At 67.9% G+C, this 20,131-nt stretch carries 19 protein-coding genes; 6 read left to right on the top strand and 13 right to left on the bottom strand.

What is annotated here, in order from left to right:
- Positions 1 to 5: 5 nt before the first annotated feature.
- Entirely contained in the window at positions 6 to 1,328 is a 1,323-nt protein-coding gene (locus tag K9D12_RS06480; protein WP_223059726.1) for an RIP metalloprotease, read from the bottom strand.
- Positions 1,328 to 2,524 carry a 1-deoxy-D-xylulose-5-phosphate reductoisomerase gene (dxr, locus tag K9D12_RS06475; RefSeq protein ID WP_223059752.1) on the bottom strand — a complete coding sequence of 399 codons (1,197 nt, stop codon included), beginning with the start codon at positions 2,522 to 2,524 and terminating at the stop codon, positions 1,328 to 1,330. Before dxr ends, K9D12_RS06480 begins: the two co-directional genes overlap by 1 nt.
- Positions 2,525 to 2,652: 128 nt before the next feature.
- Between dxr and K9D12_RS06470 the strand changes: the two genes are divergently transcribed.
- A complete protein-coding gene (locus tag K9D12_RS06470) occupies positions 2,653 to 3,123 on the top strand; it encodes a hypothetical protein (protein ID WP_223059725.1) in 471 nt (156 codons plus the stop codon).
- Positions 3,120 to 3,452 (top strand): transcriptional regulator, encoded by a 333-nt coding sequence (locus tag K9D12_RS06465; protein WP_225910999.1) that lies wholly within the window; start codon positions 3,120 to 3,122, stop codon positions 3,450 to 3,452. The genes K9D12_RS06470 and K9D12_RS06465 overlap by 4 nt, the downstream gene beginning before the upstream one ends.
- A 229-nt stretch (positions 3,453 to 3,681) precedes the next feature.
- On the opposite strand, the gene K9D12_RS06460 is transcribed toward K9D12_RS06465, so the two are convergent.
- A complete protein-coding gene (locus K9D12_RS06460; protein WP_129665242.1) occupies positions 3,682 to 5,061 on the bottom strand; it encodes an L-serine ammonia-lyase in 1,380 nt (459 codons plus the stop codon).
- 112 nt (positions 5,062 to 5,173) lie between these two features.
- On the opposite strand from K9D12_RS06460, the gene K9D12_RS06455 reads away from it, so the two are divergent.
- Positions 5,174 to 6,415 (top strand): trans-acting enoyl reductase family protein, encoded by a 1,242-nt coding sequence (locus K9D12_RS06455; protein WP_047312000.1) that lies wholly within the window; start codon positions 5,174 to 5,176, stop codon positions 6,413 to 6,415.
- Between the two features lie 5 nt (positions 6,416 to 6,420).
- Here the strand turns inward: K9D12_RS06455 and K9D12_RS06450 are convergent, their stop codons facing one another.
- On the bottom strand, positions 6,421 to 8,331 hold the full coding sequence (locus K9D12_RS06450) for a propionyl-CoA synthetase (protein ID WP_129665240.1): 1,911 nt from the start codon (positions 8,329 to 8,331) through the stop codon (positions 6,421 to 6,423).
- A 69-nt stretch (positions 8,332 to 8,400) separates the two neighbouring features.
- On the opposite strand from K9D12_RS06450, the gene K9D12_RS06445 reads away from it, so the two are divergent.
- Complete coding sequence (locus tag K9D12_RS06445; RefSeq protein ID WP_047311999.1) at positions 8,401 to 9,498, top strand: LOG family protein; 1,098 nt, start codon at positions 8,401 to 8,403, stop codon at positions 9,496 to 9,498.
- Between the two features lie 12 nt (positions 9,499 to 9,510).
- Here K9D12_RS06445 and purU read toward each other — a convergent pair whose 3' ends face one another.
- The 8 genes from purU to rpsB all read right to left on the bottom strand — a co-directional run bounded on the left by purU (position 9,511) and on the right by rpsB (position 16,974).
- Complete coding sequence (purU, locus tag K9D12_RS06440) at positions 9,511 to 10,374, bottom strand: formyltetrahydrofolate deformylase (protein WP_129665238.1); 864 nt, start codon at positions 10,372 to 10,374, stop codon at positions 9,511 to 9,513.
- 118 nt (positions 10,375 to 10,492) lie between these two features.
- Positions 10,493 to 11,656 carry a 23S rRNA (adenine(2503)-C(2))-methyltransferase RlmN gene (gene rlmN / locus K9D12_RS06435; RefSeq protein WP_129665236.1) on the bottom strand — a complete coding sequence of 388 codons (1,164 nt, stop codon included), beginning with the start codon at positions 11,654 to 11,656 and terminating at the stop codon, positions 10,493 to 10,495.
- Between the two features lie 21 nt (positions 11,657 to 11,677).
- Positions 11,678 to 12,556 carry a phosphatidate cytidylyltransferase gene (locus tag K9D12_RS06430; RefSeq protein ID WP_047311996.1) on the bottom strand — a complete coding sequence of 293 codons (879 nt, stop codon included), beginning with the start codon at positions 12,554 to 12,556 and terminating at the stop codon, positions 11,678 to 11,680.
- A 25-nt stretch (positions 12,557 to 12,581) separates the two neighbouring features.
- A complete protein-coding gene (frr, locus tag K9D12_RS06425) occupies positions 12,582 to 13,142 on the bottom strand; it encodes a ribosome recycling factor (RefSeq protein WP_047311995.1) in 561 nt (186 codons plus the stop codon).
- A gap of 43 nt (positions 13,143 to 13,185) precedes the next feature.
- Positions 13,186 to 13,941, bottom strand: coding sequence for a UMP kinase (gene pyrH / locus K9D12_RS06420; RefSeq protein ID WP_047311994.1), 756 nt, complete (start codon positions 13,939 to 13,941; stop codon positions 13,186 to 13,188).
- Between the two features lie 74 nt (positions 13,942 to 14,015).
- The gene (locus tag K9D12_RS06415) at positions 14,016 to 14,912 is read right to left on the bottom strand and encodes a D-hexose-6-phosphate mutarotase (RefSeq protein ID WP_129665234.1); all 897 of its coding nucleotides are present in this window, start codon (positions 14,910 to 14,912) and stop codon (positions 14,016 to 14,018) included.
- Between the two features lie 196 nt (positions 14,913 to 15,108).
- Positions 15,109 to 15,933 (bottom strand): translation elongation factor Ts, encoded by an 825-nt coding sequence (gene tsf / locus K9D12_RS06410; protein ID WP_047311992.1) that lies wholly within the window; start codon positions 15,931 to 15,933, stop codon positions 15,109 to 15,111.
- Positions 15,934 to 16,050: 117 nt separating this feature from the next.
- Positions 16,051 to 16,974, bottom strand: a complete 924-nt coding sequence (rpsB, locus tag K9D12_RS06405; protein WP_129665232.1) for a 30S ribosomal protein S2 — start codon at positions 16,972 to 16,974, stop codon at positions 16,051 to 16,053.
- Between the two features lie 333 nt (positions 16,975 to 17,307).
- On the opposite strand from rpsB, the gene K9D12_RS06400 reads away from it, so the two are divergent.
- The gene (locus K9D12_RS06400; protein WP_129665230.1) at positions 17,308 to 18,483 is read left to right on the top strand and encodes an aminotransferase class I/II-fold pyridoxal phosphate-dependent enzyme; all 1,176 of its coding nucleotides are present in this window, start codon (positions 17,308 to 17,310) and stop codon (positions 18,481 to 18,483) included.
- Positions 18,484 to 18,564: 81 nt separating this feature from the next.
- Positions 18,565 to 19,113, top strand: coding sequence for a M23 family metallopeptidase (locus K9D12_RS06395; protein WP_129665228.1), 549 nt, complete (start codon positions 18,565 to 18,567; stop codon positions 19,111 to 19,113).
- 7 nt (positions 19,114 to 19,120) lie between these two features.
- On the opposite strand, the gene K9D12_RS06390 is transcribed toward K9D12_RS06395, so the two are convergent.
- Complete coding sequence (locus tag K9D12_RS06390; protein WP_129665226.1) at positions 19,121 to 20,098, bottom strand: tyrosine recombinase XerC; 978 nt, start codon at positions 20,096 to 20,098, stop codon at positions 19,121 to 19,123.
- Positions 20,099 to 20,131 lie beyond the last annotated feature (33 nt).

Here is a 20,131-nt window from a genome sequence, read left to right as displayed (position 1 = left end):
CCCGATCAGTTGAACGTGATCGGCTTGACGACGTCGGCGTAGATGAGCAGCACCGACATGCCGATGAGCAGGATCGAGACGGCGTACGCGATGGGCAGAGCCTTCGTCACGTCGGCGTAGACCGGCCCGGTGATCCCACGAGCACGGGCGATGGGGCGCTTGATCGCCTCCCACAGGGCACCCGCGATGTGGCCACCGTCGAGGGGCATGAGCGGGATGAGGTTGAAGACGAAGAGCGCCAGGTTGAGCGAGGCCAGGAGATTGAGCAGCAAGAGCACCTTTTGCCCGAGCTCCACCTGCTTCGACTCCGCCACATCACCGGCGATTCGCGTGACACCGACGACGGAAATCGGCCCGTTCGGGTCGCGCGCCTCGTCACCGAACGCCGCCTTGGCAACGCCCTGCATCTTGGAGGGAATGTTGAGCACGACGCCGGCGGTCTGCTTGAGGCTCTCGCCGAGCATCGGCACGGCGGCCGCCGGGTTGTCGCGCTGAAGGGTGACCTGCCCGATCGACAGCCCGACGAATCCGGCGTCGACCATGACGTCCTTGCCGGTGGCGTCGGTGACGGGGTCGCCCTTTCCGTCGAGCTTGACGACCTTCGTCGTCTTCGGGGTGACGGTGAGCGTGACGTTCTTGCCGTCACGCTCCACGACGAACGGAATGGGCTTGTCGCCATTTTCCCGAATGACGCGCGTGGCGTCGCGATTGCTCGAGACCTTCTGACCGGCGACGGAGACGATCTCGTCCCCGAGCTTGATGCCGCTCGAGGCGGCCGGTGCTTCCTGACCGGCGGGGCACTCCGCGCCGTCGGCGACCTTCGTCAGACACGTGGTGAGCGAGGTCACCTTGGTTCCGGCGAGCTTGGGCATGCCGACGCCGGAGACCATGACGACGAGCACGACGGCGGCGATGACGAGGTTCATGAACGGCCCGCCGAACATGACCGTGACCTTCTGCCATGTCTTGAGCTTGTAGAACACCCGGTTCTCGTCGCCGGGGCGCATCTCCTCGTACGACTGCTCACGCACCTCGTCGGCGAGTTGGGTGAAGCGGCCGGTCGACGAAGCCCGCACGGTGCCTTCGGGATCGCCCGCCTTCGGTGGATACATACCGATCATGCGCACGTAGCCACCGAGCGGAATGCCCTTGATGCCGTACTCGGTCTCCTTTCCGTGGCGCGACCAGATGGTCGGGCCGAAGCCGATCATGTACTGCGGCACGCGCACGCCGAACTTCTTCGCGGGCAGCATGTGCCCGCATTCGTGCAGGGCGATCGAGAGCGCGACGCCCGCAACCATGAAGAGCACACCGGCGAGGAACAACATCAGCGGGCCACCTTGTCGATTGCATCGTGGGCTGCGGCTCGTGCCCACATCTCGGCGGCGAGGACGCCGTCGACGTCGAGTTCACCACTCGTTGCTGTGTGTTGCCCGACGACCTTCTCCACGGTGTCGACGATGTCGAGGAACCCGATGCGCCGATCGTGGAAGGCCTCGACGCACTCCTCGTTCGCGGCGTTGTAGACCGCCGGATAGGTAGCCCCGGCGGCGCCGACCTCACGAGCGAGGCGCACGGCGGGGAACGCCTCGTCGTCGAGGGGTTCGAAGGTCCAGTTCATGGCCTTGGTCCAGTCGATCGGCGTTTCGACGTCAGGGATGCGGTGCGGCCAGTCGAGCCCCATGGCGATGGGCACGAGCATCGTCGGCAGACCGAGTTGAGCGACAACCGCGCCGTCGTGGAACTCGACCATCGAGTGGATGTACTGCTGGGCGTGCACGACCGTCTCGACCCGCTCGATGGGGATGTCGAAGAGCAGGTGCGCCTCGATGACCTCAAGGCCCTTGTTGACGAGGGTGGCCGAGTTGGTCGTGATGACCCTGCCCATGGCGAAGTTGGGGTGTTTGAGCGCCTGCTCGGGCGTGACGTCGCCGAGTTGCTCGCGCGTCATGCCGCGGAAGGGGCCGCCGCTGGCGGTGACGACGAGCTTGCGCACCTCGTGCGCGGCGCCGGAGGTGAGCGACTGTGCGATGGCCGAGTGCTCGGAGTCGACCGGAACGATCTGTCCGGGCTTCTCGAGCTTCTTGACGATCGGGCCGCCAACGATGAGCGACTCCTTGTTCGCGAGCGCCAACGTGCTGCCCGCTTCGAGCGCGGCGACGGTGGGGCGCAGGCCGATGGAACCGGTGATGCCGTTGAGGACGACGTCGGCTCCGACACCGGCCGCGCGGACGGAGGCGTCGTCGCCGACGACGACACGGCTGACCGCGCGCTTGCCCGTCGCCTGGGCGGCATCGGCGATGAGGCTCTCGAGCTTCGCCCGGTCACCCGCTGCGATGCCGACGAGTTCGACGTCGAACTCGACGGCCTGCTGTGCGACGAGCTCGAGGTCGCGTCCGCCCGCGCTGAGCGCGACGATGCGGAAGCGCTCGGGGTTGGCCCGGACGATCTGGCACGCCTGAGTGCCGATCGAGCCGGTGGAACCGAGGAGGGAGACGGTGCGCTGCGTTGTCACGTCGTCCATTGTGACGGACGGCTCCGACAATCCCCCACCGACGATGCTGACGCCTGCCGTCCGCGCACCACCGATTTCGAGGCTCACACTTTCCATATCGGAAAGTCAGGGGTGAACTTTCCACCATGGAAAATCACATGGAAGCTCAGGAAGCCCTTCGGGACGTGCAGCCGACGCGTGAGCGCACGGCCGATCGTCTCGTCACGCCGCGCTGGTACCACCCCACGCTGGGCCTTGCCGTTGCCGCCGTGTGCCTCGCCGTGGGTCTCGGCACGTCGCCCACCGGCGTGGCGGTCATGCTCGTGGTGTGCCTTCTCGCCGCAGCGACCATGGGCGCTCTGGTGCGGACCTACCGCGATCGAACGAACGTGTGGGTCGGTCCCGCCCAGGCACGCGGCTCGGCGCGACACTGGTGGATCGGCTACGTCGTCGTCCTCGTCGAGTGCATGGCTGTAGCCGTTTTGCGCGGCGCGTTCGACTGGAGTTACGGCGTGAACGTCGTCGCAGCGGCGGTCGCGTTCGTTGCCACGGTCGTCATGGGACGACGAGTCGACGAGGCTCTGCGTGACGGGATCCGTTCGGGCGGCGTGCAGGCGGCGTCGCGTTGAGCGCTGTAACGCCGGCGTTCGACGAGGTGGTTCACGCGCCGATCCGGTTGCGCATCTGCGTCATGTTGGCGCCGGTCGCCAGCGCGGGGTTCCAGGGTCTGCGCGAGGATCTGGACGTGGCGGACAGCGTGTTGAGCAAGCACCTGAAGACGCTCTCGGAGGCGGGCTACGTTTCGCTGCGCCGCGAGGGTGCGAAGGGCAAGCGGCCGACGACGTGGGTGACGCTGACGAAGGCGGGCCACCAGGCCCTGAACGGCCACCTCGCGGCCCTGGAGCAGCTGGCAGCCCAAGCCTCGACTGGCACATCCGCGACATCGTCAACGCCCTGACCGCGAACAAGATGACCACGGCAAAATAGCCAGCCGAAGAACGGAAGCCGCAACACTCTTCGGAAACAGCACCACGCTGGAAGCGGACCCGTCGAGCGACTGAGTGAGCGAACCGACCGCCGAGCTTGCGAGGCGGAAGGTCGCTCACTCAGTCGCGAAGACGCCCGAAGCGCCGTCGCACCGAGACAGGCCCCCTAGGGCCTGGCCGGAAGACGGCGCAAGGGAGGACTCAGCACTCGATGACGTTCACCGCGAGCCCGCCGCGGGCCGTCTCCTTGTACTTGATGCTCATGTCGCGGCCGGTTTCGCGCATCGTCTTCATGGCCTGGTCGAGGCTGACGGTGTGTTTGCCGTCGCCGCGCTTGGACAGGCGCGCGGCGTTGATGGCTTTGACCGCTGCGATGGCGTTGCGCTCGATGCAGGGGATCTGCACGAGGCCGCCAACGGGGTCGCACGTGAGGCCGAGGTTGTGTTCGATGCCGATTTCGGCGGCGTTCTCGACCTGTTCCGGGTTTCCGCCGAGAACTTCGCAGAGCCCTCCGGAGGCCATGGCGCAGGCGGAGCCGACCTCGCCCTGGCAGCCGACCTCGGCGCCGGAGATGGAGGCGTTCTCCTTGAAGAGGATGCCGATGGCGGCGGCGGTGAGCATGAAGCGCACGATGCCGTCGTCGTCAGCGCCACGCACGAAGGTCGTGTAGTACTTCAGCACCGCGGGGATGACGCCCGCGGCGCCGTTCGTCGGTGCGGTGACGACGCGGCCGCCGGCGGCGTTCTCCTCGTTGACGGCCATGGCGAACAGGTTGACCCAGTCCATGATGTCGAGCGGGTCGACGTGGTCGCCGGGGCCGACCTGGGCGTTGAGGGCGCGACGGATCGCGGGGGCGCGGCGCGGGACCTTGAGGCCGCCGGGCAGCGTGCCCTCGGTGGAGAAGCCGTTCTCGATGCACTGGTCCATGACGGACCACAGGTGCAGCATGCCGGCGCGCACCTCGTCGGCGGAGCGCCACGCGAGTTCGTTGCGCAGCATGACGTCGCTGATCGACAGACCCGTGCGCTCACACACGGCGAGCAGTTCCTTGCCGGTGGAGAAGGGGAACTCGACCTGCGTCGTGTCCTGGACGACGCGGTCGGCGCCGAGGGCGTCCTCGTCGACGACGAAGCCGCCACCGACGGAGTAGTAGACGCGCTCGACGAGAGTGTTGCCGGCGTCGTCGAGGGCGCGGGCGATCATGCCGTTGGGGTGGCCGGGCAACGTCTTGCGACGGTGCAGCACGAGGTCTTCGTCGTCGAGCGGAAGCTCGCGCGTGCCGCCCAACATGATGCGGTGCGACTCCTTGACCTCACGGAAGCGGTCGTCCGCAATGTCGGTGTCGACCGTCTCCGGGTCCTCCCCCATGAGTCCGAGGACGACGGCCTTGTCGGAACCGTGGCCGTGGCCCGTCTGCCCGAGCGAGCCGCAGAGTTCGACCTGCACTCGGGCCGCGTCGTCGAAGTGGCCTTCGCTTCGCAGGACGTCGAGGAAGCGTGCGGCTGCCCTCATCGGGCCGACGGTGTGTGAGGAGGAGGGCCCGATTCCGATCGAATAGAGCTCGAATGCGCTCAGTGCCATGCGTCACCATCCATCATGCGGACAGATTGGCACACATCTCGGGCGGATTCCCAGTTGAGACGAATCACGAGGCAATCGGCCTCGCCGCAGGCGAGCCGGTAGGCTCGACGACATGACCTCAACAGATCGTGAATTCGACGTAATTCTCTTCGGCGCAACAGGATTCGTCGGGGAGCTCGTAGCCGCAGACCTGGCCGCCCACGCACCCGCCGGCACCCGAATCGCCCTCGCCGGGCGCACCCGCTCCAAAGTTGAGACGGTTCGTCAGAATCTTGGCGCGAACGCCGCGGGATGGGGCATCGTCGAGGCCGATTCGAACGACGAGGCGTCGCTGCGAGCTCTCGCCGAGAGCACCCGTGTCGTCATCTCCACCGTCGGCCCGTACGCGCGTTACGGCTTGCCCCTCGTCGGCGCCTGCGCCACCGCGGGCACGCACTACGTCGACCTCACCGGTGAGGTGCTCTTCGCCCGCGACTGCATCGACCACTACGACGAGGCGGCCCGGGCTTCGGGCGCCCGCATCGTTAATTCGTGTGGTTACGACTCGGTGCCGTCCGACCTGGCGGCCTTCCTCACCGCACAGACCGTTCGTGACGCCGACGACGGCGACCTCGGGGACACCACGGTCTACGCCTCGATGAAGGGCGGGATGAGCGGCGGCACCGTCGCCTCGGCCATTCAGCAGGCCGACGACATGGCCTCGCAGCCCGAACGCCGCAAGATCGCGGGCGACAAGTTCTCCCTCTCCCCCGATCGCGCCGCCGAGCCCGAGGGCGAGTACAAGGACTCGCTCAAGGTCGGTTACTCGGAGGACCTCGAGGCCTGGACTGCGCCGTTCGTCATGGCCTCGTACAACACGCGCATCGTGCGCCGCAGCAACGCCCTGTTCGGCCACGGATACGGCAAGACGTTCCACTACCGCGAGGTGATGAAGGCCGGAGCCGGCCTCAAGGGACGCCTGCGCGCCTACGCCATCGCGGGTGCCCTGGCGGGCGGTTTCGCGGCGCTGGGCAGCCAGAAGGCTCGCCCGATCGTGGAACGCCTCGTGCCCAAGCCGGGCAGTGGGCCGGACGAGAAGTCTCGCGTCAACGGCTTCTTCCGCATGGACCTGCGCACCACCACGACGACGGGCGCACGCTACCGCGGCGTCGTGGCGGCCCAGGGCGACCCGGGGTACAACGCCACCGTCGTCATGCTCGCCGAGGCCGCGCTCACGCTGGCCGAAGGCGACCTGCCGCAGCTGCCGACCGGCGCCGACGGCGGCGTGTTGACTCCTGCGGTCGCACTCGGCATGCCGTACGTCGAGCGCCTGCGCGCGCGTGACTTCACGCTCGAGGCGACGAAGCTTTCCTGACGCCCTCAGTCACCGCGGGTGCCGAGCACTCCGGACAGGGCGTCCAGCACGCCCGCGTCCTCGATCGTGCGCGGCACCTGCGGCGTCTCGCCGTCGGCCATCTGACGCATCGTCTTGCGCAGGATCTTGCCCGAGCGAGTCTTGGGCAGCGCCTGGACGACATCGACCGCACTCAGCGAAGCGAGCGCGCCCACCTCGTCACGCACCCGTGTGCGCAGTTCGTCCGCGAGGGCATCGATCTCGGCGTCACTGAACTCCCGTCCCGACTTCAACACGACGAGAGCGCGCGGCACCTGCCCCTTGAGCGGATCGGCCACACCGATGACGGCGCACTCGGCCACCGCGGGGTGGCCTGCGAGCGCCGCCTCCAGTGAGCCCGTCGAGAGCCGGTGGCCCGCGACGTTGAGCACGTCGTCGGTGCGGCCCATGATCCACACGTACCCGTCCTCGTCGATGTACCCGCCGTCACCGGTGAGGTAGTAGCCGTCGAAGGCGGCGAGGTAGGAGCTGACGTAGCGCTCGTCGTCCTGCCACAGCGTGGGCAGGGTGCCGGGCGGCAGCGGCAGCTTGATGCAGACGGCGCCCTCGGTGTTCGGTTCGAGCACCGTACCGTCGGGGGCGAGTACCTGGACGTCGTAGCCGGGGATCGGCTTGGTCGCCGAGCCCGGCTTGGCCTCGAAGGTCTCGATGCCCGTGGGGTTCGCCACGATCGGCCAGCCGGTCTCGGTCTGCCACCAGTTGTCGACGACGGGAACGCCGAGCTTCTCGTGCGCCCACGTGTAGGTGTCGGGGTCGAGGCGTTCGCCCGCGAGGAACAGCGTCCGAAGCGTCGAGATGTCTCGTTCGGCAAGGAGCTCCGCGTTCGGGTCTTCCTTCTTGATGGCCCGAATGGCGGTGGGGGCGGTGAACAGGCCCGCCACCTTGTGTTGCTCGATGACGCGCCAGAAAGCTCCGGCGTCGGGCGTGCCCACCGGCTTGCCCTCGTAGAGCACTGTGGCGAGGCCCGCGAAGAGCGGCGCGTAGACGATGTAGGAGTGCCCCACGACCCAGCCGACGTCGCTTGCCGTGAACCAGACGTCGCCGGTGCGCATGCCGTAGATGTTCGCCATCGACCACGTGAGCGCCACGGCGTGACCGCCGTTGTCGCGCACGATGCCCTTGGGGCGACCGGTGGTTCCGGAGGTGTAGAGCACGTAGAGCGGATCGGTGGCCTCGACGGCGACGCACCCGGCGGGCTGCACCGCGCCCGGCGCCATGACCTTCTCCCAGTCGAAGTCGCGCTCGCCCATCTCGGCCTCGTACTGCGGGCGCTGGACGATGACGCAATGGGACACCTCGTGCGTCGCCTTCTCGAGGGCGGCGTCCAGCATCGGCTTGTACTCGACGATGCGTGTGCGCTCGACGCCGCAGCTGGCCGACAGGACGACCTTCGGCTGCGCGTCGTCGATGCGGGCAGCGAGCTCGGATGCCGCGAAGCCACCGAACACCACGGAGTGCACGGCGCCGACGCGGGCGCACGCGAGCATCGAGATGACCGCCTCGGGGATCATCGGCATGTAGATGACGACGCGGTCGCCCTTCTCCACGCCGAGGGCCTGGAGCACACCGGCCGCACGGGCCACCTCATCGAGGAGCTGCGCGTACGTGAAGGTGCGCATGTCGCCGGTGACGGCGCTGTCGTGGATGAGCGCGAGCTCGTCGGCATTGCCTGCGATGACGTGACGGTCGAGCGCGTTGTAACAGGTGTTGAGCCGGGCCCCGGGAAACCAGCGGTAGAGCGGGGCGCTGCTCGAATCGAGCGCCTGCTTCGGCGGCGAGATCCAGTCGACGCCCCGGGCAGCCTCGAGCCAGAAACCCTCGGGGTCGTCGATGCTGCGCTGGTACGTCTCGGCGTAGGTCACATCGTTGTCGGCCATGAACACATCCTGCCCGCCGCCAACGGGTTACGCGTGAGTTCATCCCGACGTTTGTGCCAAGGTTGGCGCATGCTTCGCGAAATCCATTCGGCGGCCGAGCTCGACGAGGCCCTCGACGGTTCCGTCAGCCTCGACGGCTTCCGACTGCAGAACGTCGACCTGAGCGGTTCGGCGGGCACCCGCCTGCGCGAGGCGGCGGACCGCTTCGACGGCCTCGTCGTGCTGGGCGGTCAGGTACCGGGCGATCTCGCCATGGATCTCACGCGCCGGGGCGCCATCATCTTTCCGGCGGACCCCGGCGCGCCGGTGGACGCCTATCGTCACGCGCTCTACTCCCCCACCGAGCTGTACGACGGCCTGGAGCCGTCCGGGTACGAGGCGACTCCCGACGCCCGCGCCTACGCGTGGTTCGGTGACTGCGCGGCCCGTCACGACGCCTACGCGACGGCGCTACGAGCGCTCCACGACGACTCGATGCGCGACGCGCTCCAGGAGGCCCTCGACGGTCGGCGCACGGTCGGCATCATGGGTGGGCACGCGATGTCACGTGACGAGGCTGCCTTCCTGGAGATCGCGCACCTTGCGCGGCGTCTCGCGGACGCAGGCCTCGTCGTTCTGACCGGCGGCGGGCCGGGCGCGATGGAGGCGGCCAACCTCGGCGCCGCGGATCGCACGGGGCGACTCGACGAGGCCCTCGATGTCGTGGCGCAGGTGCCCTCGTTCCGCCCGGACATCGGCGCGTGGGCGAGCGCAGGATTCCGCGCGAAGGAGCTGCTCGGCTCGGGCGACGACCTGCGCAGCGTCGGCATCCCGACGTGGTTCTACGGCCACGAGCCTCCCAACGTGTTCGGTGATGCCATCGCCAAGTACTTCTCGAACGCGCTGCGCGAGGACGACCTCCTCGCGGGTTCGAACGACGCGGTCGTCGTCCTCGAGGGCGCAGCCGGCACGGTGCAGGAGATCTTCCAGAGCGTCACGCCGCTCTACTACGCCCCCGACGACGCGCCGCTGCCCGACCTCGTCCTGGTCGGGCAGCGGCAGTGGACCGAAATGGTTCCGGTGTGGCCGGCGCTCACAGCGCTGAGCGAAGGCAAGCGATTCGCCGAACACCTGCACCTCGTCGAGACGCCGGGTGAGGCGCTCGACATCGTGCTCGCGCGGGCCTGACGTGACGAGCGATCAGGCGAAGACGACGGTGCGGCGCCCGCGCAGCACCACGCGGTGTTCGACGTGCCACATGAGAGCACGCGCGAGCGCCATCGCCTCGAGTTCCTGACCCGCGGTCGACAGCTGGGCGGGCGGCATGCGGTGGTCGACGCGGCGGAAGTCCTGCTCGATGATCGGCCCCTCGTCGAGGTCTGCCGTCACGTAGTGCGCCGTCGCACCGATCACCTTGACGCCGCGCTCGTGCGCCTGCGTGTACGGCTTGGCGCCCTTGAAGCTCGGCAGGAGCGAGTGGTGGATGTTGATGACTCGCCCTGACAGACGCGCGCACAGGTCCTCCGAGAGCACCTGCATGTACCGCGCGAGCACGACCGTGTCGGCCTTCGTCTCCTCGATGATGCGCAGGAGCTCCGCCTCGGCCTGCGGCTTGGTCTCCTTCGTCACCGGCACGTGGTGGAACGGCAGCCCGTACCACTCGGCGACGCCCCGGAAGTCCTCGTGGTTGCTCACGATGGCGACGACGTCGATGGGCAGCTGTCCCGTGGAGACACGGAACAACAGGTCGTTGAGGCAGTGCCCCTGCCTGCTCACCATGAGCACGACCCGCTGACGTTCGCTGGCGTCGTGCAAACCGAGCGTCATGTCGAACTCCTCGACGACGCGCGCGAACGACTCCCGCACCGTCTCGACATCCGTGGGCTCCCCCTGGCGCGTGAGGTGCATACGCAGGTGGAACTCCCCCGACGTCGGGTCGGCGAACTGCTGGCTGTCGGCGATCGACAGGTCGTTCTCAAGCGCCACCCCGGAGACGGCATGCGTGATGCCGGTGCGGTCGGGGCAGCTGACGGTGAGGACGAACTCGCGTCCGGCTTCGCTCATGGGGTCTTCTTCGATCGATCTGACGAGGTTGCGGGTCCGCGTAACCTCGGCCCGGCTATGGCCGGGAAGGCGTCTCGCGAGCCTTCCTCAGCGCGGCTCGCGGGATGATCCGCGTGACTCAGGCCGTGATCGCGGCCAGCTGACCGCACGCGCCGTCGATGTCGGAACCGCGCGTGTCACGCACCGTCGTCGGGATGCCCCCGGCGCGCAGGCGCTCGACGAAGTTCTGCTCGACGCCCTTGCGCGACGCCGTCCACTTCGACCCCGGCGTCGGGTTGAGCGGAATCGGGTTGACGTGCACCCAGCCCTTGCCGCGCGCGTTGAGCTTCTTGGCGAGCAGGTCAGCGCGCCAGCCCTGGTCGTTGATGTCCTTGATGAGGGCGTACTCGATGCTGACGCGCCGGCCGGTGGTCTTGAAGTAGCGGTAGGCCGCATCCAGCGCCTCGTCGACGCTCCAGCGCGTGTTGATCGGCACGAGTTCGTTGCGCAGTTCGTCGTCGGGCGCATGGAGCGAGAGCGCCAACGTCACCGGGATGCCTTCCGCGGCGAGCTTGTCGATGGCCGGCGCCAGCCCGACGGTCGACATCGTGATGCCGCGCGCCGACATGCCGAGGCCCTCGGGGGCCGGGGCCGTGAGGCGCTTGATGGCGTCGATGGCGCGGCGGTAGTTGGCGAGCGCCTCCCCCATGCCCATGAACACGACGTTGCTCACGCGCAGCGGGTGCTCGCGGTCCTCCTCCTCGAGGCCGGGCAGTTCGCCGGAACGAAGGAGTCGGGCACCGGCGACGACCTGCTCGACGATCTCGGCCGTCGAGAGGTTGCGGGTGAGGCCCTCCTGGCCCGTGGCGCAGAAGGGGCAGTTCATGCCGCAGCCGGCCTGGCTCGAGATGCACATGGTGACGCGGCCCGGGTAACGCATGATGACGCTCTCGACGAGCGCACCGTCGTGGAGGCGGTGAACCTGCTTGAGCGTGTTGCCGCCGTCGGCGACGAGCGTCTTGACACTCGTGAGCAGCGGCGGCATGAGACCCGAGACGATCTCCTCGCGGCCGGCCTTCGGCAGATCCGTCATCTCGGCCGGGTCGGCGACGAACCGCTCGAAGTAGTGCGTCGAGACCTGCTTGGCGCGGAAGGCCGGAAGCCCGAGCTCCTTCGCGAAAGCCTGACGACCGGCGAGGTCGAAGTCCGCGAGGTGCTGCGGCGGCTTGCCGCGCCGCGGAGCAGTGAACGTCAGCTGCCCCGGCGCCGGCCGGGTTGTGGGGGTGGGAAGGTCAGTGGTCATCGAAGGTCTCCTTCGCGGGGATCACGCGGCGAACGCGGTGAGGACGGCCCACGTCACGGGCGCGGCGAGCACGAGCGAGTCGAGGCGGTCCATGAGGCCGCCGTGGCCGGGGATGAGGTTGCTCATGTCCTTGATGCCGAGGTCGCGCTTGATCATCGACTCGCACAGGTCGCCGGCCGTCGCGGCCACGACGACAGCCGAGCCGAGCAGGATGCCCACCCAGAAGGGAGCGTGGAGCACGAGCGTCACCGAGAGCACGCCCACGACGACGCAGCTCGCCCACGACCCGGCGAAGCCCTCCCAGGACTTCTTCGGGCTGACGGTAGGTGCCATCGGGTGCTTGCCGAACATGACGCCGGCGGCGTACCCGCCGATGTCGCTGCTGATCGTCACGAGGATGAAAACGATGATGCGGCTCACGCCGTCCGGAGCATGGAGGAGCATCATCGCGAACGACACGAGTGCCGGAACGTAGAGGGCGATGAACGCGGCCGCCGCCGTGTCGGCGGCGTCCTTGTTGGCGAGCGCCCCCCACAGGATGAACACGAGCACGCTGCCGACGAGCGCGGCCAGCATGGCCGACGGACCCATGACGTAGGCCGCCACGGGAATGACGGCCGCCGCGACGAGCGTCGGCGCCCAGGAGGGGCGGAAGTGGCCCGACGGCATGACCCGTAGCAGCTCGTGCGTGCCGATCACCGACGCCGTCGTCGCGAGGACGACGAACAGCTCCTTGCGGACGAACAGCGACACGAGCACGAGCCCGCCGAGAACGAGCGCAGCCAGCACTGCGGCCCGCAGGTCACGGCCGGCCTTGTTCTTCCTCGGAGCCGATGCGGGCGCAGCAACCGACCCCGCGCCGGGTGGCGGCGGGGTCGGTGGTGTTGCTGATGCAGGCATCGGGCTTTCGAGGACGAACTCGAGGTCAGACCTCGAGAAGCTCGGATTCCTTGCCCTTGAGGAGCGCGTCGATCGTGTCGACACGCTTCTTCGTCAGAGCGTCGAGGTCCTTCTCGGCGCGTGCGCCCTCGTCCTCGCCGATCTCCTTGTCCTTGACCAGCTTGTCGATGTCCTGGTTCGCCTTGCGGCGCACGTTGCGGACGCTGACGCGGCCGTTCTCGGCCTTGTCCTTGGCCATCTTGATGTAGTCCTTGCGGCGCTCCTCGGTGAGGGCGGGCAGGATGCAGCGGATCTGGTTGCCGTCGTTGCTCGGGTTCACGCCGAGGTCGGAGTCGCGCAGCGTCTTCTCGATCTCGGAGATGGCCGACTTGTCGAACGGAATGATGAGGATCGTGCGCGCCTCGGGCGTCTGGAACGACGCGAGCTGCTGCAGCGGCGTCGGAGCGCCGTAGTAGTCGACCGTCAGTCGGTTGAACATGGCGGCGTTCGCACGGCCGGTACGGATGGACGCGAAGTCCTCCTTGGCGGCGTCGATCGCCTTGTCCATCTTCTCCTCGGCCTCGAGGAGGATCTCGTCAATGTCCATGGCTTCGCTTCCGTTCGTCGTTTCTCTCGATCGCACGCCCGAATCAGGACGCGGCGACCAACGTTCCGATCTTCTCACCCTGCAGAGCGCGGGTGATGTTGCCTTCGCCTTCCATGCCGAACACGACCATGGGCAGCTTGTTCTCCATGCACAGGCTGAACGCGGCGGCGTCGACGATCTTGAGACCGCGCGCCAGGGCGTCCGCGTGCGTGACGGTGTCGAGCTTGACCGCCTCGGGGTTCTTGCGCGGGTCGTCGGAGTAGACGCCGTCGACGCCGTTCTTCGCGACGAGCACGGCGTCACAGTGCGTCTCGAGCGCACGCTGGGCGGAGACGGTGTCGGTGGAGAAGAACGGCATGCCTGCACCCGCGCCGAAGATGACGACGCGGCCCTTCTCCATGTGACGGATCGCGCGGCGCGGGATATACGGCTCCGCGACCTGCGTCATCTCGATGGCGGACTGCACGCGCGTCTCGATGTTCTCCTTCTCCAGGAAGTCCTGAAGAGCGAGGCAGTTCATCACGGTGCCGAGCATGCCGATGTAGTCGGCGCGGCTGCGGTCCATGCCCTTCTGCTGCAGTTCGGCACCGCGGAAGAAGTTGCCTCCACCGACGACGACCGCGACCTGGACGCCGGAGCGGACGGCCGGAGCGATCTGACGGGCGATCGCACGCACGACCTCCGGGTCGACGCCGACACTTCCGCCGCCGAAGACCTCGCCCGAGAGCTTGAGCAGCACTCGCGTGTAGGGGGTGCGCGTCTCGCCGGTGACCGGCTGACCGCTCGGAATGTCGCTCATTTCGCCTCCTGGCAGGCTCTCGGACATGCGTCGAGCAATACTTTCACACGCGTCACGGCCAGCGGAAACGAGCGTCACTCCCCCGGCACATAGGTGGCCCGCATGGCGCGGGAGGTTCCGGGCGCCAAGGTGACGGCGTTGTCGCGCACGTTCGCCGTTTCGATGCAGACGAAGCCCGGCCACGCGTCATCGGGGACGTCGCCCATGGCCGAGGCCTTCTCGATGTGCGGATTCCAGACGACGACGTCACCGCTGCCCTCGCGGGTCAACGTCAGCAGGCTGCGTGCGACGTCGTCACGCGACACCAGGCGCAACGGGGCGTCCTCGAGGTGGACGATCGAGTCGACCTCACCGTCGAACACGACGGCACCGTCCTGGGTGTGCGTGCGCCCTGTGAGCTGGTCGAGCACCGAGGCACCCTCGGCGCCCTCGACGGCGACCTGCCGCACGTCGGCGACCCTGAGGTAGGTGTGCAGGGCCGCCTCGACCGTGACGTCCACGGAGCCCTCGTTGACGGCGCCCAGCTCGAGGGCCAAGGCTTCCCCGAAGGTGACCACGTAGTGTGCCACGAGCCCCTCCGGCCAGCGGTCACCGCCCGGGGCACCCGCGACATCGGCGTGCGACAACTCGAAGTGCAACCGCACGGTCTCCGCATCGTCGTCCGCCTCCACGAGACGCCACGGCACCACACGCGCCGGACCGTGCGACGGCTTCATCTCACCCGAAACACCCGACCCGAACCACGGGAAACAGACCGGCACGCCACCACGGATCGCCGACGCGCCCGCCTTCGCAAGAGGGCTCATCCACAACATCTCCTCCCCACCGACCGGGACGAAACTCGTGACGTGGGCTCCGTGCAGCTGAACCACACACGACGAGCGGGTGCCGTCGACCCGCAGAGCATCGCCGCCGTCGAGGCCGTCGATGCGGGTGACAGAAGCGGGGAGCTCGGTGATGAAGTCGCTCATGGGGTCACGGTAACGGATGGGGTTGAGCACTGGGCATGACAAAGCCCGCTCCCTGCCGCGTGGGCTGGGAGCGGGCTGAGTCAGTGCGGTCACCAGTCAGACGCTATTTTTTCTGGCGTCTGACTGCGCACTCGGCTTCGGCCGCCGACGGAGCTCGCTAGCGCTCGCCACGTCGACAACCTTCGCCTCCTGCTTGTCAGACGCCGACCTTAAAGCGAAGGAAGCCCTTCACCTCTGCACCGGCCTCCTCGGCCACCTTGGCGACCGACTTCTTGGCGTCCTTGGCGAACGGCTGCTCGAGCAGCACGTTCTCCTTGAAGTAACCGTTGACACGGCCTTCGATGATCTTCGGCAGAGCAGCCTCCGGCTTGCCCTCCTCCTTGGCCGTGGCCTCCGCGACGCGACGCTCGTTCTCGACGACGTCAGCGTCGATCTCGTCACGCGTGAGAACCGAGGGGGAGAACGCGGCCGTGTGCATCGCGATGTCACGCAGCGTCGTCTCGTCGCCGGAACCGGCCACCAGAACACCGATCTGAGCCGGGAGGTCCGGGCTCGTCTTGTGCAGGTAGGAGACGACGACGTCGCCCTCGAGGCGACCGACGCGGTTGACGACGATCTTCTCGCCGATCGTGGCGTTGGCTTCGTTGAGGACGTCCTCGACGGTCTGGCCGTTCATGTCCGACTTGAGCAGTTCCTCGGCGTTCGTCGCCTTGACGGCAACGGCCTGCGCGAGGACCTGGTCGGCGAGGGTGATGAACTTGTCGCCCTTGGCGACGAAGTCCGTCTCGCAGTTGATCTCGACGAGGGTGCCGACGCCACCCTCGACCTTGGCCGTCACGAGGCCGTTGGAGGCCGAGCGGCCCTCACGCTTCGTGACGCCCTTGAGGCCCTTCACGCGAAGGATCTCGGTGGCCTTGGCCTTGTCGCCCTCAGCCTCGTCGAGAGCCTTCTTGACGTCCATCATTCCGGCGCCGGTTGCTTCGCGCAGCGCCTTGATGTCAGCGGCGGTGTAGTTCGCCATGTTTTTCGCTCCTCGGTGAGTCGAAAGAATGCTGTGGTGGTGCTCGGTCACCCGCCCGCCGTCACTCTGGTCGAGAGCGACGGCGGGCGGATGACGAAGCGGTGAAGGTCTGGAAAATCAGGCCTGCGAGTCGGCGATGGCCTGAGCCTGCTTCTCCTCGGCCTTGGCCAGAGCAGCGGCCTCGGCCGGGTCCTTCGTCGCGGCGGCGGCCGTCGAGTCAGCAGCTTCCTTAACGGACGTGGCGCCCGTCTCGGTGTCGGTCTTCGCAGCGGCGTCCTCGGAGGCGAGAAGCTCGCGCTCCCACTCGGCCATCGGCTCGTTGGTCGTGGCGGCGTCGCCCGACTTGCCCTGCGAGCGAGCCATGAGACCGTCGGCGACGGCGTCGGCGATGACGCGCGTCAGCAGCGTCACGGAGCGGATCGCGTCGTCGTTGCCCGGGATCTTGTAGTCGACCTCGTCGGGGTCACAGTTGGTGTCGAGGATCGCGATGACGGGGAGGCCGAGCTTGCGGGCCTCGTCAACCGCGAGGTGCTCCTTCTTCGTGTCGACGATCCACACGGCGGAGGGAACCTTGCTCATCTCACGGATACCGCCGAGGACGAGCTCGAGCTTGGCCTTCTCACGCGAGAGGAGCAGGAGCTCCTTCTTCGTGTAGCCGGAGCCGGCAACGTTGTCGAAGTCGAGGGTCTCGAGCTCCTTCAGACGCGTCAGGCGCTTGCTGATCGTCTGGAAGTTGGTGAGCATACCACCGAGCCAACGGTGGTTGATGTACGGCATGCCGACGCGGGTGGCCTGCTCGGCAATGGACTCCTGAGCCTGCTTCTTGGTGCCGACGAACAGGATCGTGCCGCCGTGGGCGACCGTCTGCTTGACGAACTCGTAGGCGTCGTTGATGTAGGTCAGCGACTGCTGCAGGTCGATGATGTAGATGCCGTTGCGCTCCGTCATGATGAAGCGCTTCATCTTCGGGTTCCAACGACGGGTCTGGTGTCCGAAGTGGACGCCGCTCTCGAGGAGCTGGCGCATGGTGACGACGGCCATGCCGAAGTCCCCTTTCATTTAGAGGTTTCAGTTCTTGCAGCCGGATTGCTGCCCTGGTGACCCGATCGACGGCCGCCGGCCCCATTCCCCTCGCAGAGGTTCACGGTGTCGGACTGCTGGACGTCGACCTCGCTTCACGCGCGGCCCGTTACCGGGTCGCGCCGTCGCAAAGAAGGTCACGCGAATTCGTCTCGTGAGCCTCGCTCCTCTTCGTCAACGCACCGGGGCGAGTGAACGCATCCGAACGTGGACACACAAGACGTGCCTCCAGCATACCGGTTGGGTTGCCCCGCCAAGAAATCGGCCCGAATGCCGGTCGGCTACGGTGAGGCGATGACCGGAAAGCGCTCTTCCATCACTGCTCCCGCGGGCGGAACGATCTTCGCCCGGATGACTCAGTTGGCCACCGAGACCGGCGCGGTCAACCTCGGCCAGGGCTTCCCCGACTCCGACGGCCCCGCCACGGTGCGCGACACCGCGATCGAGGCGATCAACGGTGGCCACAACCAGTATCCGCCGGCGCGGGGCACCGGCGAACTGCTCGCCGCCATCGCCCGGCACCAGCAGCGGTGGTACGGGATCGAGCTCGACCCGGCGTCCGAGATCCTCGTGACGACCGGCGCCACCGAGGCCATTGCGGCGTCGGTGCTTAGCCTCGTCTCCCCCGGCGACGAGGTCGTCATGTTCGAGCCGTACTACGACTCGTACGCTGCCATGGTGGAGCGCGCCGGCGGTGTGCGCCGAACGGTGCCGCTCCGTTTCCCCGACTTCGCCGTCGACGAGGCCGCCCTCGAAGCGGCCTTCAGCGAGCGCACGGCCGTCGTGCTGCTCAACACGCCGCACAACCCGACGGGCAAGGTGTTCACCCGCGAGGAGCTCGCGTTCATCGGCGAACTCGCGACGCGTCACGACGCGATCGTCATGTGCGACGAGGTGTACGAGCACCTGGCCTTCGCGCCCCACGAGCACGTGCCGATGGCGACGCTGCCGGGCATGGCCGAGCGAACCCTCACCTTCGGCTCGGGCGGCAAGACGTTCAACACGACGGGCTGGAAGATCGGCTGGGTCACCGGCCCGGCCGACCTCGTCGCCGTCGTCAACGGGGCGAAGCAGTACGTCACCTTCGGTACCGGCACTCCCCTGCAGCTCGGCATCGCGTCGGGTCTTGAGATGTCCGACCATTTCTTCACCGGCTTGCGCGAGGACATGGCGCTTCGACGTGACGTGCTCGCCGACGGCCTGCGCGCTGCCGGCTTCGACATCGTCCTCCCGCAGGGTGGCTACTTCGTCCTCGCTGATGCCGCTCCGCACGGCGTCACGGACGCTGAGCAATACGCGCTGGAGCTGCCGGAGGCGGCGGGCGTGGTTGCTGTTCCGGCGTCCGTGTTCTGTGACGACGCCGAGGCGAGCGGCATGGCGAGTGTCATGCGTTTCGCGTTCTGCAAGAAGCGTTCCACGATCGACGAAGCCGTGAGGCGGCTTGTGGACACGTACGGCCAGCGGGCCTGAGGGGCCTCTCGAACAGACATTTCCACAGGGCACCAGTTGCTCAGCTGCCGGTGAGCAGGGCAGGCAATCGAAGCTGAGGGCATGTCACCTGCCCGCCTTCGACCTGCGCTCGTCGGCGCCGTCGTCGTGCTCCTCGCGAGCAACGCAGCAGCGTCACCGCCCACTCGGGCGCCTGTGCCCGCGGCTCAGAGCAGCTCCCCGACGCGCGACGCCGTTGCTCCGTCCGAGCGGTTTGCCTGGCCGGTCGACCCGCACGTTGTGACGCGGCGGTTCGACCCTCCCGGGGTGAAGTGGGGTGCGGGCCACCGCGGTGTCGACCTTGCGACGACGCCAGGCACGTCGGTCAAGGCGCCCTCGGACGCCACTGTGACGTTCGTCGGCACGATCGCGGGACGTCCGGTCATCACGCTGCGCCATCCGGAGGGGTTCGACACGACGTACGAGCCGGTGGCGGCGGACGTCGAGCGTGGCGACCACGTGAGCAGAGGCCAGGTGATCGGCGAGATCACTTCCGGCGGTCACTGCGAGGAACGCTGCCTGCACTGGGGGTACAAGGTGGCCAAGGACGTCTACCGCGACCCACTGACGCTGGTCTCGGGCATTCGGCCCGTACTGCTGCCGCCGCTGTGAGCGGTGATCAGGCCCGTGGGTGCGCCTGGACGTAGCCCGCGCGCAGACGCTCCGCCGACACGTGGGTGTAGATCTGCGTCGTCGACAAGGAAGCGTGCCCGAGATACTCCTGCACCGTTCGCAGGTCGGCGCCGCCCTCGACGAGGTGCGTCGCGGCACTATGGCGCAGACCGTGAGGCGCGAGATCTGGTGCTCCCTCGACGGCGGATGTGGCCGCATGGACGATGCTGCGCACCTGGCGTTGGTCGATGCGCCCGCCGCGCACGCCGAGAAACAGAGCCTTGCCGGAGGCGGGTTGCGCGAGCGCGGGACGCCCCGTCGATCGCCAGAGGCGCAGCGCCGTTTCGGCCGGCGCGCCGTAGGGCACCATGCGTTCCTTGCGCCCCTTGCCCATGACACGGACGAGTCGATTCGTCTCGTCGAGGCTCGCTTCGTCGAGAGACACGAGTTCGCCGACGCGCATCCCCGTGGCGTAGAGGAGCTCGAGGACGGCGGCGTCACGGAGCGCCACGGCGCGCGTCGTCGGATCGCTCTCGCCGCCCGCCCTCTCGGCTGCATCGCTGGAGCGCGTCTCCCCGGTACCTCCAGCACTCGTCCTGTCGCGCGCGGCGTCGAGGATCTGCGCGGCTTGCGACGCCTGCAGCACGTCCGGCAGCGACGCGTGCCGCTTCGGCGCCGTGAGCCGAAGCGACGGATCCGTCGCCATGACGCCCTGCTTCTTCGCCCACCGACAGAAGGTGCGCGCGCTCGAGACCCGGCGGGCCACCGTCGTGCGTGATGCGCCGCTCTCACTGACGCCCGCGAGCCATCCGCGCAGGTGGGTGAGTGTGAGATCGCCCCAGAAGCCGACGCCCACCTCGTCGAGGTGATGGCGCAGACTTTCCAAGTCGCCCGCGTACGCACGCACTGTGTGGGGCGAACGCTCACGTTCTGCGCTGAGGTGATCGAGGAAGCGTTCGATCACGCTGGCGGCCGGTCCGGACATGGTTCGAGGGTAGTGCGCGACCTCCACGTCCTC

The sequence above is a fragment of the Dermacoccus sp. Tok2021 genome, assembly GCF_019895135.1.
GTDB lineage: Bacteria > Actinomycetota > Actinomycetes > Actinomycetales > Dermatophilaceae > Dermacoccus > Dermacoccus abyssi.
This window is presented reverse-complemented; position numbering and strand designations above follow the sequence as displayed.

Excerpts from the sequence above, each read along its gene's own strand:
- K9D12_RS06480 (WP_223059726.1), bottom strand. The coding sequence starts at position 1,328 with ATGTTGTTCCTCGCCGGTGTGCTCTTCATGGTTGCGGGCGTCGCGCTC.
- dxr (WP_223059752.1), bottom strand. The coding sequence starts at position 2,524 with ATGGACGACGTGACAACGCAGCGCACCGTCTCCCTCCTCGGTTCCACC.
- K9D12_RS06470 (WP_223059725.1), top strand. The coding sequence starts at position 2,653 with ATGGAAGCTCAGGAAGCCCTTCGGGACGTGCAGCCGACGCGTGAGCGC.
- K9D12_RS06460 (WP_129665242.1), bottom strand. The coding sequence starts at position 5,061 with ATGGCACTGAGCGCATTCGAGCTCTATTCGATCGGAATCGGGCCCTCC.
- K9D12_RS06455 (WP_047312000.1), top strand. The coding sequence starts at position 5,174 with ATGACCTCAACAGATCGTGAATTCGACGTAATTCTCTTCGGCGCAACA.
- K9D12_RS06450 (WP_129665240.1), bottom strand. The coding sequence starts at position 8,331 with ATGGCCGACAACGATGTGACCTACGCCGAGACGTACCAGCGCAGCATC.
- K9D12_RS06445 (WP_047311999.1), top strand. The coding sequence starts at position 8,401 with ATGCTTCGCGAAATCCATTCGGCGGCCGAGCTCGACGAGGCCCTCGAC.
- purU (WP_129665238.1), bottom strand. The coding sequence starts at position 10,374 with ATGAGCGAAGCCGGACGCGAGTTCGTCCTCACCGTCAGCTGCCCCGAC.
- rlmN (WP_129665236.1), bottom strand. The coding sequence starts at position 11,656 with ATGACCACTGACCTTCCCACCCCCACAACCCGGCCGGCGCCGGGGCAG.
- K9D12_RS06430 (WP_047311996.1), bottom strand. The coding sequence starts at position 12,556 with ATGCCTGCATCAGCAACACCACCGACCCCGCCGCCACCCGGCGCGGGG.
- frr (WP_047311995.1), bottom strand. The coding sequence starts at position 13,142 with ATGGACATTGACGAGATCCTCCTCGAGGCCGAGGAGAAGATGGACAAG.
- pyrH (WP_047311994.1), bottom strand. The coding sequence starts at position 13,941 with ATGAGCGACATTCCGAGCGGTCAGCCGGTCACCGGCGAGACGCGCACC.
- K9D12_RS06415 (WP_129665234.1), bottom strand. The coding sequence starts at position 14,912 with ATGAGCGACTTCATCACCGAGCTCCCCGCTTCTGTCACCCGCATCGAC.
- tsf (WP_047311992.1), bottom strand. The coding sequence starts at position 15,933 with ATGGCGAACTACACCGCCGCTGACATCAAGGCGCTGCGCGAAGCAACC.
- rpsB (WP_129665232.1), bottom strand. The coding sequence starts at position 16,974 with ATGGCCGTCGTCACCATGCGCCAGCTCCTCGAGAGCGGCGTCCACTTC.
- K9D12_RS06400 (WP_129665230.1), top strand. The coding sequence starts at position 17,308 with ATGACCGGAAAGCGCTCTTCCATCACTGCTCCCGCGGGCGGAACGATC.
- K9D12_RS06395 (WP_129665228.1), top strand. The coding sequence starts at position 18,565 with ATGTCACCTGCCCGCCTTCGACCTGCGCTCGTCGGCGCCGTCGTCGTG.
- K9D12_RS06390 (WP_129665226.1), bottom strand. The coding sequence starts at position 20,098 with ATGTCCGGACCGGCCGCCAGCGTGATCGAACGCTTCCTCGATCACCTC.